The organism is Kitasatospora sp. NPDC057500, from assembly GCF_042802195.1.
Taxonomy (GTDB): Bacteria; Actinomycetota; Actinomycetes; order Streptomycetales; family Streptomycetaceae; genus Kitasatospora.
The window spans coordinates 1-13032 of sequence record NZ_JBHVER010000211.1; the positions used below are offsets into that span (position 1 = coordinate 1).

General features: G+C 73.5%; 10 protein-coding genes. 7 read left to right on the forward strand and 3 right to left on the reverse strand.

Features of this window, described 5'->3' with window-relative positions; translation table 11 throughout:
• Nucleotides 1-493 precede the first annotated feature (493 nt).
• Both ACFU74_RS31065 and ptsP read left to right on the forward strand, forming a co-directional pair.
• Complete coding sequence (locus tag ACFU74_RS31065; protein WP_380762785.1) at nucleotides 494-943, forward strand: PTS glucose transporter subunit IIA; 450 nt, start codon at nucleotides 494-496, stop codon at nucleotides 941-943.
• Nucleotides 944-1041: 98 nt separating this feature from the next.
• On the forward strand, nucleotides 1042-2712 hold the full coding sequence (gene ptsP / locus ACFU74_RS31070; protein ID WP_380762788.1) for a phosphoenolpyruvate--protein phosphotransferase: 1671 nt from the start codon (nucleotides 1042-1044) through the stop codon (nucleotides 2710-2712).
• A 109-nt stretch (nucleotides 2713-2821) separates the two neighbouring features.
• On the opposite strand, the gene ACFU74_RS31075 is transcribed toward ptsP, so the two are convergent.
• The 3 genes from ACFU74_RS31075 to ACFU74_RS31085 all read right to left on the reverse strand — a co-directional run bounded on the left by ACFU74_RS31075 (nucleotide 2822) and on the right by ACFU74_RS31085 (nucleotide 6540).
• Nucleotides 2822-4846 carry an acetoacetate--CoA ligase gene (locus ACFU74_RS31075; RefSeq protein ID WP_380762791.1) on the reverse strand — a complete coding sequence of 675 codons (2025 nt, stop codon included), beginning with the start codon at nucleotides 4844-4846 and terminating at the stop codon, nucleotides 2822-2824.
• Between the two features lie 153 nt (nucleotides 4847-4999).
• Nucleotides 5000-5551 (reverse strand): NUDIX domain-containing protein, encoded by a 552-nt coding sequence (locus tag ACFU74_RS31080; RefSeq protein WP_380762794.1) that lies wholly within the window; start codon nucleotides 5549-5551, stop codon nucleotides 5000-5002.
• A complete protein-coding gene (locus ACFU74_RS31085; RefSeq protein WP_380762797.1) occupies nucleotides 5548-6540 on the reverse strand; it encodes an NUDIX domain-containing protein in 993 nt (330 codons plus the stop codon). The genes ACFU74_RS31080 and ACFU74_RS31085 overlap by 4 nt, the downstream gene beginning before the upstream one ends.
• 156 nt (nucleotides 6541-6696) lie before the next feature.
• Here ACFU74_RS31085 and mmuM point away from each other — a divergent pair, with 156 nt between their 5' ends.
• The 5 genes from mmuM (at nucleotide 6697) to ACFU74_RS31110 (ending at nucleotide 12980) form a co-directional block, all read left to right on the forward strand.
• Nucleotides 6697-7656, forward strand: a complete 960-nt coding sequence (mmuM, locus tag ACFU74_RS31090; RefSeq protein ID WP_380762800.1) for a homocysteine S-methyltransferase — start codon at nucleotides 6697-6699, stop codon at nucleotides 7654-7656.
• A gap of 158 nt (nucleotides 7657-7814) precedes the next feature.
• Nucleotides 7815-8579, forward strand: coding sequence for an IclR family transcriptional regulator (locus tag ACFU74_RS31095; RefSeq protein WP_380762803.1), 765 nt, complete (start codon nucleotides 7815-7817; stop codon nucleotides 8577-8579).
• A gap of 307 nt (nucleotides 8580-8886) precedes the next feature.
• Nucleotides 8887-9624 carry an MIP/aquaporin family protein gene (locus tag ACFU74_RS31100; RefSeq protein WP_380762806.1) on the forward strand — a complete coding sequence of 246 codons (738 nt, stop codon included), beginning with the start codon at nucleotides 8887-8889 and terminating at the stop codon, nucleotides 9622-9624.
• 92 nt (nucleotides 9625-9716) lie between these two features.
• Entirely contained in the window at nucleotides 9717-11237 is a 1521-nt protein-coding gene (glpK, locus tag ACFU74_RS31105; protein WP_380762809.1) for a glycerol kinase GlpK, read from the forward strand.
• A gap of 147 nt (nucleotides 11238-11384) precedes the next feature.
• Nucleotides 11385-12980, forward strand: coding sequence for a glycerol-3-phosphate dehydrogenase/oxidase (locus ACFU74_RS31110; protein WP_350555359.1), 1596 nt, complete (start codon nucleotides 11385-11387; stop codon nucleotides 12978-12980).
• The last annotated feature ends 52 nt before the right edge of the window (nucleotides 12981-13032 follow it).

Genomic DNA, 13032 nt, shown 5'->3' on the forward strand with positions numbered 1-13032 from the left:
TGGCACGCTGTTGAGTTCTCAAGGAACGGACGCTTCCTTCAGGCGGCTTTCACACCGGCCCTCCGGGCGCTTCGTTCTTTCGTGTTTCCAGCTTACCAGATCCGTTTTCCGGTGATTAACCGGCGCTTTTCGCATCCGAAATCTGGTGTTAACCGCCGACTCGCGGCGACTCGACCAACCATAGCGGGTCCCCGGCCGGAGCGCGAATCGGCCACGCCGAGGGGTCACCCGCCCGGACGCGTGATTTGTTGCTCTCGCGAGCATATACAGCAATGGTCCCGATTCGCCAAGATGCCTGTAGAGTGCGGCGCATCGGCCAAGAGGACTAGACCACTAGCAGTCGGCGAGATGACCGGCCGGTGAGGCTGGACGGCACTGCCGACTGCCCGGGAATGTCAGCAGATGTCCGAAGTTGACATGATTTAGGCTTCAGTCGATCGCCCTGCCGCGTTCGCGGCCGCTTGCCTGTACTGCGCACTTGGGAGGCTCAACCATGACCACTGTGACGTCGCCGCTTACCGGCAAGGTCGTCGGGCTCGCCGGCGTGCCGGACCCCGTGTTCTCGGGCGCGATGGTCGGCCCCGGCACCGCGATCGACCCGGTGCGCGAGCAGACCGAGGCCGTTGCCCCGGTGGACGGCGTGGTCGTGTCCATGCACCCGCACGCGTTCGTCGTCGTCGACGCGGACGGGCACGGTGTGCTGACCCACCTGGGCATCGACACCGTCCAGCTCAACGGCGAGGGTTTCGAACTGCTCGTCAGCAAGGGCGACACCGTCACCCGCGGCCAGGCCGTCATCAAGTGGGACCCGGCCGCCGTCGAGGCCGCCGGCAAGTCGCCGATCTCGCCGATCGTCGCGCTGGAGGCCTCGGCCGAGGCGCTGGGTTCGCTCCTGGAGAGCGGGGAGGTCGCCGTCGGCGACGCCCTGTTCAACTGGAGCTGACCCCTCCCCTCTTTCCCGACACACCGCCCCACCGCCCGGTCGGGGCGGCCCGGCACACAGCGGTACCCGGCGGGGCCGCCTCTCTCACGGAGACAGACATGGAGAAGACGCTGCGCGGCGTGGGTGTCAGCCACGGGGTCGCGATCGGCCAGGTGCGGCACATGGGGACGGCGGTGCTGGAGCCGCCGGCCACCCAGATCCCGACCGAGGACGCTCCGCGCGAGCAGGCCCGCGCCCAGGCGGCCGTCGAGGCGGTGGCCGCGGACCTGATCGCCCGTGGCAACCTGGCCGGCGGCGAGGCCCAGGCCGTGCTGGAGGCCCAGGCGCTGATGGCGCAGGACCCGGAGCTGATGGCCGACGTCGCCCGCCGGATCGCGGTCGGCAGCAGCGCCGAGCGCGGCGTCTACGACGCCTTCGCGGCCTACCGGGCGCTGCTCGCCTCCGCCGGGGAGTACCTGGCGGGCCGGGTCGCCGACCTGGACGACGTGCGCAACCGGATCGTGGCGCGGCTGCTGGGCGTGCCGATGCCGGGTGTGCCGGACAGCGACGAGCCGTACGTGCTGTTCGCCCGGGACCTGGCGCCGGCCGACACCGCGCTGCTGGACCCGACGCTGGTGCTCGGCTTCGTGACCGAGGAGGGCGGGCCGACCAGCCACAGCGCCATCCTGGCGCGGGCCATGGGCGTGCCGGCCGTGGTCGCGCTGCCGGGGGCCACCGATGTCGCCGAGGGCACCGTCGTCGCCGTGGACGGCAGCTCCGGTGATGTGCTGGTCGAGCCGGGCGAGGAGAAGAAGGAGGAGCTGCGCCGGATCGCCGCCGAGCGCAAGGCGGCGCTCGCAGCCTCCTCCGGCCCGGGTGCGACCTCGGACGGGCACAAGGTGCCGCTGCTGGCCAACGTCGGCGGTCCGGGCGACCTGCCGGCCGCGCTGGAGGCGGGCGCCGAGGGCGTCGGGCTGTTCCGCACCGAGTTCCTCTTCCTGGACGACTCCGCTCAGGCGCCCAGTGAGGAGAAGCAGGTCGAGGCGTACCGCAAGGTGCTGGAGGCGTTCCCGGAGAACCGGGTCGTCGTCCGGGTGCTCGACGCGGGCGCGGACAAGCCGCTGGACTTCCTGACCCCGGCCGACGAGCCGAACCCGGCACTGGGCGTGCGCGGTCTGCGCACCCTGCTGGAGCACCCCGAGGTGCTGCGGACCCAGCTGCGGGCGCTGGCCAGGGCCGCCGAGGGCCTGCCGGTGCACCTTGAGGTGATGGCCCCGATGGTGGCCGACCGCAAGGACGCCAAGGAGTTCGCCGAGGCGTGTCGCCAGGCCGGGCTGAGCGCCAAGTTCGGTGCGATGGTGGAGATCCCGTCGGCCGCGCTGCGGGCGCGCTCGATCCTCCAGGAGGTCGAGTTCCTGTCGCTGGGCACCAACGACCTCGCCCAGTACACCTTCGCCGCCGACCGCCAGGTCGGTGCGCTGGCCCGGCTCCAGGACCCGTGGCAGCCGGCGCTGCTGGACCTGATCGCGGCCGCCGCCGAGGCCGCGCAGGCCGAGGGCAAGAGCTGCGGCGTCTGCGGCGAGGCCGCCGCCGACCCGCTGCTGGCCGTGGTGCTGACCGGTCTGGGTGTCACCAGCCTGTCGATGGGCGCGGCGTCGATCCCCTACGTGCGCACCGCGCTGGCCAAGTACACCCTGGCGCAGTGCCGCCGGGCCGCCGAGGCGGCGCGGGCGGCGGACAGCGCCGACGAGGCGCGGGCCGCGGCGCAGCAGGTGCTGTCGGGCGAGTAGCCGTCCGGCGGTCGCCGGAGAACACCAGGAGGGGCCCTTCCACTGTGGCTGTGGAAGGGCCCCTCCGGTCTGTCCGGGCGGACGGGGCCCGCTGCTGCTCGGGCGGCTGCTACTCGGCGGCGGCGCGGTCGCGGCGGAGCTGTTCGAACCAGCGGAGGTGGTCGAGGTTGTCGACGGAGCCGGGGTTGACGGCCTGGTCGAGCGGGGTGCCGGAGAGCAGGCGCTTGACCGGGACCTCGATGCGCTTGCCGGTCAGGGTGTGCGGCAGGCCGCGGACGGCGATGACCTCGTCGGGGACGTGGCGCGGGGAGAGCTCGGTGCGCAGCGAGGTGCGGATGCGGCCGATGAGGTCGTCGTCGAGTTCGGCGCCGGGGGTGAGGACGACGAAGAGCGGCATCCAGTAGCCGCCGTCGGGCTCTTCGAGGCCGATGACCAGGGACTCGGCGATCTCGGGGAGGCGTTCGACGACCTCGTAGATGTCCGAGGAGCCCATCCTGACGCCCTGGCGGTTGAGGGTGGAGTCGGAGCGGCCGTGGATGACGACGGTGCCCCGGGAGGTGACGGTGATCCAGTCCCCGTGGCGCCAGGTGCCGGGGAACATGTCGAAGTAGCTGTCGTGGTACCGGGTGCCCTCGGGGTCGTTCCAGAAGCCGGTGGGCATGGAGGGGATCGGCTTGGTGACGACGAGTTCGCCGACGCCGTCGGTGAGCGGGCGGCCGTTGACGTCCCAGGACTCGACGGCGGCGCCGAGGCAGGGGGCCTGGATCTCGCCGAGGTGCACCGGGAGGGTGGGGACGCCGCCGACGAAGCAGGAGCAGACGTCGGTGCCGCCGCTGACGGAGGCGAGCCAGACGTCCTCCTTGACCTCGTCGTAGATCCAGCGGAAGCCGTCGGGGGGCAGCGGGGAGCCGGTGGTGCCGATGCAGCGGACGGCGGAGAGGTCGAGGTCGCGCCCGGGGTGCAGGTCGGCCTTGCGGCTGGCGATGACGTAGGCGGCGGAGGTGCCGAGCACGGTGGCGCCGGTGCGGGCGGCGACGGACCAGAGGGCGCCGGTGTCGGGGTGGCCGGGGCTGCCGTCGTAGGTGACGATCGTGGACCCGGTGAGGAGGCCGGCGATGAGGAAGTTCCACATCATCCAGCCGGTGGAGGTGTACCAGAGGAAGCGGTCGTCGGGGCCGAGGTCGAGGTGGAGGCCGGCCTGCTTGAGGTGTTCGACGAGGATGCCGCCCTGGCTCTGCACGATGGCCTTGGGCAGGCCGGTGGTGCCGGAGGAGTAGAGGACCCAGAGCGGGTGGTCGAAGGGGACCTGCTCGAAGACCGGCGCGGTGTCGGCGGCGACCAGGTCCTCCCAGGTCAGTGCTCCCTCGGGGGCGGGGGCGCCGAGCAGGGGGACGTGCACGACGGTGCGCAGCGAGGGGAGTTCGCGGCGGAGTTCGGCGACGACCTCGGTGCGGTCGTGGTCCTTGCCGCCGTAGTGGTAGCCGTCGACGGCGAAGAGGACTACGGGCTCGATCTGCTGGAGGCGGTCGAGGACGCTGCGGGCGCCGAAGTCGGGGGCGCAGCTGGTCCAGACGGCGCCGACGGCGGCGGTGGCGAGGAGGGCGACGGCGGCCTGCGGGATGTTGGGCAGGTAGGCGCCGACCCGGTCGCCGGGGCGCACGCCCCGGGCGCGGAGGGCGGCGGCGAGGGAGCCGACCTGGCGGCGGAGTTCGGCCCAGGTGAGGACGAGGGGCTCGTCGGTGGTCTCGTCGAGGTGGAGGATCGCGGGGCGGTCGGCTCCGGCCGGGGTCTCGCCGGCGCGCAGGGCGTGCTCGGCGTAGTTGAGGCGGGCGCCGGGGAACCAGCGGGCGCCGGGCATCGCGGGGTCGGCGAGGACGGCGTCGGGGGCCTCGGTGAAGCGGACGTCGAACCACTGGGTGACGGCGGTCCAGAAGCGGTCGAGGTCCTCGACCGACCAGGCGTGCAGGGCGGCGTAGCGGGCGGCGGCCTGGTCGTCGTCGGTGGTGGGGGCGAGCGGGGCGGCCGGGGCGCCGTGGTGCTCGGCGGCCCAGGCCTGGAAGGCCACGATCCCGGTTCCGGCGGCACGCGCGGGGGTGGGGCGCCAGAGCGGCTGGTCCTGGGTTGGGGTGCTCACGGTGGTGGTCTCCCGGCCGGTGATGAGGGCGGACGGGGGGTGCTCGTGGCAGGGCCCGCGTCCGGTTGGGGGCTGTCGGTGCAGACCCTGCCATGTGTTCGGCCGGTGCGCCAGGGTCCGCCCGGCCGGTCGGGCCGCGACCGGGTTGCCTGGTCAGAGGCGGGTGAACTCGCCGTTGAACCAGGAGCGGGAGACCCGGGTGTGGAAGGGGAAGGCGAGTGGGGTCTCAGGGGTGGAGAGTTGCCAACCGTCGGTCTCGTCGGTGGGGACGGAGGGCGGGAGGGCGGCGAGCGGGCGGGCGGGGAGCAGGCCGAAGAGGCAGAGGAAGCCGCCGTGGGTGTCGGAGTCGGTGGCGACCAGGGTGATGTCCGCGGCGTCGGCGAGGATGCCGGTCTCCTCGCGCAGTTCGCGCACGCAGGCCTGCTGCCAGCTCTCGCCGTAGTCGATGTAGCCGCCGGGGAGGGCGAGTTCGCCGTAGCCGGGTTCGATGGTGCGGCGGATCACGACGAGACCGGGGGCGGTGCCGGGGGCGTCGGTGACCGGGAGGAGGGTGACGACGACGGGCAGCGGGTTGCGGTAGCTGATCTCGGTGCAGCGGGGGCAGGTCCGGGGCCAGGCGGAGGTGCCGGGCGGGTAGGGGGTGCCGCAGAAGTGGCAGTGGGAGTTGGCCTGGTGGCGCACCGTGCCGGTCTCGTAGGTCGTCATGGCCGGATGGTAGTGCGGGCGGGCGGGGCCTGGGTGGGGGTCGCCCGATCCGGTCGCGGATCGCCGTCCGGTGGCGGATCGCTGCGGGCGGGGCGGAGCAGGGCCGGGTGGAGGAGGCGGGCGTCGCCGGCGTGGTAGGTGCGGGCGCGGGGGCCGCCGCGGGGGCCGCCGCGGTCGGTGGTGGTGCCGGTGCCCTCGACGAAGCCGGGGACCGAGAGCACTTTGCGGTGGAAGTTGCCGGGGTGGAGCTTCTCGTCCCAGACGGCCTCGTAGACGGCGCGCAGCTCGGGGATGGTGAAGTCGTGGGGGAGGAAGGCGGTGGCCAGCGGGCTGTACTCGATCTTGGCGCGGGCGCGGTCGAGGCCGTCGGTGAGGATCCGGGCGTGGTCGAAGGCGAGCTCGATGGGTGTGGGCCCGCCGGGACCGCCCGGCTCGGTGGCCCCGCACGGTGCGGGGCTCGCGCAGGGCTCGGTGGAGCCGGTGCGCCCGTCGACGCCACCCCCGTGGGTGTCGGCGGGCGCACCGGCGGTCTCGGACCGGCCGGTGGGCCGGAGGTCGAGGGCGGTGACGGGGTGCCAGGCGGCGTGGGCCGCGTCGGTGCCGGCCTGCGGGTCGGGCAGGTCCGGGGCGAAGGCGAGGTAGGCGACGGAGACCACGTGCATCCGCGGGTCGCGGTCGGGTGCGCCGTAGCTGCCGAGCTGTTCGAGGTGGATCCGGCTGAGCGCGGCCGCGGCCTCGACGCCGCCGTGCAGCCCGGTCTCCTCGGCGAACTCACGGGCGGCGGCCTCGTCGAGGCTCTCCTCGCCGGCCCGCAGGAAGCCGCCGGGCAGCGCCCAGCGGCCCTGGTAGGGCGGGAGGGCGCGCTCGACAAGCAGGACGTGCAGGCGGCCCTGGCGCAGGGTGAGGGCGACGACGTCGACCGTGACGGCGACCGGGGTGTAGGCGCGCGGGTCGTAGGAGGCGAGCCATTCCCGCTCGGTGGGGTCCATGGGCGTGCTCCTCTCCTTCCGGTGCCCTCGGGCCGTCGTCCTTCTCGGATTGAGCACAACGTAGCGATCGTTTGACTGTGCGGCAAATCCTTTTCCGGCCACTCCCCCGGCCCCGGTTCTAGGCTGTGACCAGGACGTTCACCCGAGGAGGCCGCGATGGGAGCACCCGGCGCACCGGACTTCGCCGCCGCGCTGGCGGCCGGGCCGCTGGTGCTGGACGGCGGACTCTCCGACCGGCTGGCGGCGGGCGGGTTCGACCTGTCGGGCGAGCTGTGGTCGGCGCGGCTGCTGGCGGACGCGCCGGAGGCGGTGCTCGCGGCCCACCGGGCGTACTTCGCGGCGGGCGCGCGGGTCGCGATCTCGGCGAGCTACCAGGCGGGCTTCGCCGGCTTCGCGCGGCGCGGGATCGGCCGGGCCGGGGCGGCGCGGCTGCTGGCGCTCAGCGTGGAGCTGGCGCGGGAGGCGGCGCGCGGGCTGCCGGGGCCGCGCCGGTGGGTGGCGGCGTCGGTGGGGCCGTACGGGGCGGTGCTGGCGGACGGCTCGGAGTACCGGGGCCGGTACGGGCTGACGGCGGCCGAGCTGGAGGCGTTCCACCGGCCGCGGCTGGAGGTGCTGGCGGCGGCGGGCCCGGACGTGCTGGCGCTGGAGACGGTGCCGGACGTCGAGGAGGCGCGGGTGCTGCTGCGGGCGGTGCGGGGGCTCGGGGTGCCGGCCTGGCTGTCGTTCGGCGCGGCGGGCGGGCTGACCCGGGCCGGGCAGCCGCTGGCGGAGGCGTTCGCGCTGGCGGCGGAGGCGGACGAGGTGGTGGCGGTGGGGGTGAACTGCTGCACGCCGGAGGAGGCGGACCGGGCGGTGGGCCTGGCGGCGCGGGTGTCCGGCAAGCCGGTGGTGGTGTACCCGAACAGCGGTGAGGGCTGGGACGCGGCGGCCGGGGCGTGGTGCGGTGGGCCGACCTTCACGGCGGCGAAGGCGGCCGGGTGGCTGGCGGACGGGGCGCGGCTGGTGGGCGGCTGCTGCCGGGTCGGGCCGGAGGGCGTCCGGGCGGTGGCGGCGGCGGTGGCGGCCACCACGGGCGGGGCCGACGCGGCGGACCCGGCCGACGCGGCGTCGGGCTAGCCCGGACCGGGGCGCGCGGGCCGTGCGGGAGCGCACGACCGGCCCGCCGGGGCGAGGTTACCGAGGGGGAAGGTGCACGGACCGGGGACGGCCTGGCAGACTCGTGCCGTTACCACTGCGGTCGACAATGTCGACCGCCTGTCAGCGCGGAGGTACCAATGCCCGGCCCGATCCAGTCGCTCTCCCGGGCCGCCGCGATCATGCGCCTGCTGGCCGGCGGTGAGCGCCGCCTCGGCCTTTCGGAGGTCGCGACGGCGCTGGACCTGGCCAAGGGAACCGCGCACGGCATCCTGCGCACCCTCCAGCAGGAGGGCTTCGTGGAGCAGGACCCGGAGAGCGGGAAGTACCAGCTGGGCGCCGAGCTGCTGCGGCTCGGACAGAGCTACCTGGACGTCCACGAGCTGCGGGCGCGGGCCCTGGTGTGGGCCGACGACCTGGCCCGGGCGGCCGGGGAGACCGTCTACCTGGGGGTGCTGCACCAGCGCGGGGTGCTGGTCGTGCACCACGTCTTCCGCCCGGACGACACCCGCCAGGTGCTGGAGGTCGGCTCGATGCAGCCGCTGCACTCGACCGCGCTGGGCAAGGTGCTGCTGGCCTACGACCCGGTGGCGCGCGGCGAGCTGGGCGAGGGCCCGTTCGAGCCGTACACCGCGCGGACGCTGACCGAGGCGGCGGACGTGGACGCCGAGGCGGCGCTGACCCGCGAGCGCGGCTGGGCCGACTCGGTGGAGGAGACCTGGGAGGGCGTGGCCTCGATCGGCGCGCTGATCCAGGACCGGCGGCGCAACCCGGTGGGCGCGGTCTGCATCAGCGGCGCGGTCGAGCGGGTCTGCGAGGACGGCTTCGTGAAGCCCTCGCTGGTCGCGTCGGTGCGCAGCGCGGCGCGCGCGATCTCCCGGGACCTGGGCGCCGGGCGGTTCTGAGCGGCGGGCCGAGGGGCCCGTCGACACCCGGGAGGAACGTTCACGCTGAGGCGCGGACGGGCGAAATGCCCGTCCGCGCCTTACCGTTTTGTCCGAAATTCCGACCATCCATCCCATGACATCGGGTAGCGCGGCGAGCCGAGGGTCACAGCTGCGTAACCCGGCCTTGACGGGAAGGCGACCCGGGGAGGAAGCTTCCGCATGACGGTCGACATTGTCGAACGATGGCCGTGCAGATCACTCCCACAAGGCGCTCACCCGCCCAGCGATCGCCCGGCCCCTGCCCCCACCCGCACCTCCGGGCCATATGGACAAGGGAGTCTTTGTGTCCGCGTTCTCCAACGGCGACATCTTCGTCGGCGAAACCCTCGGCACCGCCGCGCTGATACTCCTCGGCGGTGGCGTCTGCGCCGCCGTGACGCTCAAGAAGTCGAAGGCGCTGAACGCCGGCTGGCTCGCGATCACCTTCGGCTGGGGCTTCGCGGTGATGATCGCCGCCTACATGTCGGCCCCGAAGTCCGGCGCCCACCTGAACCCGGCCGTCACCCTGGCCATCGCCGTCGACAGCGGCGACTGGGGCAAGGTCCCGCTCTACCTCGTCTCCCAGCTGGTCGGCGCGATGATCGGCGCCGTCCTGGTGTGGCTCACCTACCTCGGCCAGTTCCAGGCCAACCAGGAGCCCACCCTCGGCATCTTCTCGACCGGCCCCGAGATCCGGAACCCGGTCCAGAACCTGCTCACCGAGATCATCGGCACCTTCGTGCTCGCCCTGGCCATCCTCACCCAGGGCCTGACCAAGGGCCTCGGCCTGTCCGGCACCGGCATCCTGATCGTCGCCTTCACCGTCGTCGGCATCGGCCTGTCCCTCGGCGGCCCGACCGGGTACGCCATCAACCCGGTCCGCGACCTCGGCCCGCGCATCGTCCACTCGCTGCTGCCGATCCCGAACAAGGGCGGTTCGGACTGGTCCTACGCCTGGATCCCGGTGGCCGGCCCGGTCATCGGCGGCCTGCTGGCCGGCGGCCTGTACCACGTCGCGTTCTGACCGCCCGGGTTTCCACCCCGCCCGGACCCGGGGACTGACCCGAGAGTCAGGCCCACCCTCCCCCGTCACACCTCTTCGAGCCGAGGACCCTCATGACCTCCACTGGCAACTACATCGCCGCGATCGACCAGGGCACCACCTCCAGCCGCTGCATCGTCTTCGGCGCCGACGGCCGCATCGTCGCCGTCGACCAGCAGGAGCACCGGCAGATCTTCCCCCAGCCCGGCTACGTCGAGCACGACGCCGCCGAGATCTGGACCCGGGTGCAGTCGGTCGTCCGGGGTGCGCTGGAGAAGGCCGGTCTGACCAGGGACGACATCCGTGCCATCGGCATCACCAACCAGCGCGAGACCACCGTCCTGTGGGACCGGCACACCGGCGAGCCGGTGCACAACGCGCTGGTGTGGCAGGACACCCGCACCGAGGGCCTCTGCCGCGAACTGGGCCGCAACGTCGGCCAGGACCGATTCCGCCGCGAGACCGGCCTGCCGCTGGCCAGCTACTTCGCCGGCCCGAAGATCCGCTGGCTGCTGGACAACGTCGAGGGCCTGCGCGAGCGCGCCGAGGCCGGCGACATCCTCTTCGGCACCATGGACACCTGGGTCATCTGGAACCTCACCGGCGGTGCCGACGGCGGGAAGCACGTCACCGACGTGACCAACGCCAGCCGCACCATGCTGATGAACCTGCACACCCTCCAGTGGGACGAGAAGATCGCCGAGTCGATGGGCGTGCCGATGGCCGTCCTGCCGGAGATCCGCTCCTCCGCCGAGGTGTACGGCGAGGCCGTCGGCGACCTGGCGGGCGTGCCGGTCGCCTCCGCGCTCGGCGACCAGCAGGCCGCGCTGTTCGGCCAGACCTGCTTCGACGAGGGCGAGGCCAAGTCCACCTACGGCACCGGCACCTTCCTGCTGCTCAACACCGGCGAGAAGATCGTCAACTCCTACCACGGCCTGCTGACCACCGTCGGCTACCGGATCGGCGACCAGAAGCCGGTCTACGCCCTGGAGGGCTCGATCGCCGTCACCGGCTCGCTGGTCCAGTGGCTGCGCGACCAGCTCGGCATCATCTCCACCGCCGCCGAGATCGAGACCCTGGCCAACACCGTCGAGGACAACGGCGGCGCCTACTTCGTCCCGGCCTTCTCCGGCCTGTTCGCCCCGTACTGGCGCTCCGACGCCCGCGGGGTGATCGCCGGCCTCACCCGGTACGTCACCAAGGGCCACCTGGCCCGGGCCGTCCTGGAGGCCACCGCCTGGCAGACCCGCGAGGTCGTCGACGCCATGCAGAAGGACTCCGGGGTCGAGCTCACCGCCCTCAAGGTCGACGGCGGCATGACCAGCAACAACCTGCTCATGCAGAACATCGCCGACGTCCTGGACGCCCCGGTCGAGCGCCCGTACGTGGCCGAGACCACCGCCCTGGGCGCCGCCTACGCGGCCGGCCTGGCGGTCGGCTTCTGGCCCGACCTGGACACCCTGCGGGCCAACTGGCACCGCGCCGCCGAGTGGACCCCGCGGATGGACGAGGCCACCCGGGAGCGCGAGTACAAGAAGTGGCTCAAGGCCGTCGAGCGCACCATGGGCTGGGTGGAGGAGGAGGAGACCAACTGACCGCGACGCCGGTCGGGGCACGCGCCCCGGCCGGCCCGCTCCCGTTTCACCGGCCCGCCGCACCGGGCCGACCGGCCTCTCCGCAGAGGCCGTACGCACACCGAGAGGAGTAACGGCGCCGCCCGACCCGCGCGCCGTACACACACCATGGCAACCATTCCGACCCTGGGCGCCGAGCTGACCGCCGGCCGCACCGCTTCCCGCGCCGAGACCCGTGAGCTGCTCGGCAAGGCCACCTACGACCTGCTGGTGATCGGGGGCGGAATCCTCGGCACCGCCGTCGCCTGGACCGCGTCCCAGGCCGGCCTGAAGGTCGCCATGGTCGACGCCGGGGACTTCGCCGGCGCCACCTCCAGCGCATCCTCCAAGCTCGTCCACGGCGGTCTGCGCTACCTGCAGACCGGCGCGGTCAAGCTGGTCGCCGAGAACCACAAGGAGCGCCGCGCGCTCTCCACCGACGTCGCCCCGCACCTGGTCAACCCGCTGACCTTCTTCGTCCCGGTCTACAAGGGAGGCCCGCACAGCGCGCCCAAGCTCGGCGCCGGCGTGTTCCTGTACTCGGCGCTCTCCGCCTTCCGCGACGGCATGGGCCGGGTCTCCACCGCCGCGCACGCCGCCCAGCAGGTGCCCGCGCTGCGCACCGAGGGCCTGCGCTCGGTGGCCGTCTACGGCGACCACCAGATGAACGACTCGCGCGTCGCGGTGATGACCGTGCGCGCCGCCGTCGAGGCCGGCGCGGTCGTGCTCAACCACGCCGAGGTCACCGGCCTGCGCTTCACCGGCGGCCGGGTCACCGGCGCCGAACTGAAGGACCGCATGGACGGCACCGAGTTCGGCGTCGACGCCCGGCTGGTGCTGAACGCCACCGGCCCGTGGGTGGACCACCTGCGCCGGATGGAGGACGCCGGTGCCGCTCCGTCGATCCGGCTCTCCAAGGGCGCCCACGTGGTGGTCAAGCGCCGCTCGCCGTGGCGCGCCGCGCTGACCATCCCGATCGACAAGTACCGCGTCTCCTTCGCCATCCCGTGGGAGGACCACGTCCTGCTCGGCACCACCGACGAGGAGTACACCGGCGACCCGAAGGACGTCCGGGCCACCGAGGCGGACGTCGACCAGATCCTCGGCGAGGCCGCGCACGCGATCCGCGACGAGCACCTCGACCGCGACCTGATCACCTACACCTTCGCCGGCCTGCGGGTGCTGCCCGGCGGCCCGGGCGACACCGCCGCCGCCAAGCGCGAGACGGTCGTCACCGAGGGCAAGGGCGGCATGCTGTCGGTCGCCGGCGGCAAGTGGACCACCTACCGCCACATCGGCCGCACCGTGCTGGAGAAGCTGGCCCACGTGCCCGGCACCTCGCTCGGCGAGGACATGTCCCCGATCGCCCCGACCGTCCCGCTGCCGGGCGTCGGCGCGCCGAACGCCGTCGCGCACCGCCTGCTGATCGACCGCGAGCCGGGCTCGCGGATGGAGCCGCTGGTCGCCAAGCACCTGGCCGGCCACTACGGCACGCTGTCCTTCGACATCGCCCGGATGATCGACGAGAACCCGGAGCTCGGCCGGCCGATCCACGAGGACGGCCCGGACGTCTGGGCGCAGGTCGCCTACGCGGCCGACCACGAGTGGGCGTACACCGCGGACGACGTGCTGCGCCGGCGCACCACGATGACGGTCCGCGGCCTGGACACCCCGGAGGTCCGCGCCGAGGTCGAGGCCTTCCTGGCGAAGCGCGGGGCCAAGTGACGGGCCGGTAGGCGCGCACCGACTCGGCGGGCGGGCACCCCAGGGCTGGGGG

What these genes read in the sequence shown, in the direction of transcription:
- ACFU74_RS31095 (WP_380762803.1), top strand. Translation starts at nt 7,815, where the DNA reads ATGCCCGGCCCGATCCAGTCGCTCTCCCGGGCCGCCGCGATCATGCGC.
- glpK (WP_380762809.1), top strand. Translation starts at nt 9,717, where the DNA reads ATGACCTCCACTGGCAACTACATCGCCGCGATCGACCAGGGCACCACC.
- ACFU74_RS31080 (WP_380762794.1), bottom strand. Translation starts at nt 5,551, where the DNA reads ATGACGACCTACGAGACCGGCACGGTGCGCCACCAGGCCAACTCCCAC.
- ACFU74_RS31100 (WP_380762806.1), top strand. Translation starts at nt 8,887, where the DNA reads ATGGACAAGGGAGTCTTTGTGTCCGCGTTCTCCAACGGCGACATCTTC.
- ptsP (WP_380762788.1), top strand. Translation starts at nt 1,042, where the DNA reads ATGGAGAAGACGCTGCGCGGCGTGGGTGTCAGCCACGGGGTCGCGATC.
- ACFU74_RS31085 (WP_380762797.1), bottom strand. Translation starts at nt 6,540, where the DNA reads ATGGACCCCACCGAGCGGGAATGGCTCGCCTCCTACGACCCGCGCGCC.
- ACFU74_RS31065 (WP_380762785.1), top strand. Translation starts at nt 494, where the DNA reads ATGACCACTGTGACGTCGCCGCTTACCGGCAAGGTCGTCGGGCTCGCC.
- ACFU74_RS31110 (WP_350555359.1), top strand. Translation starts at nt 11,385, where the DNA reads ATGGCAACCATTCCGACCCTGGGCGCCGAGCTGACCGCCGGCCGCACC.
- mmuM (WP_380762800.1), top strand. Translation starts at nt 6,697, where the DNA reads ATGGGAGCACCCGGCGCACCGGACTTCGCCGCCGCGCTGGCGGCCGGG.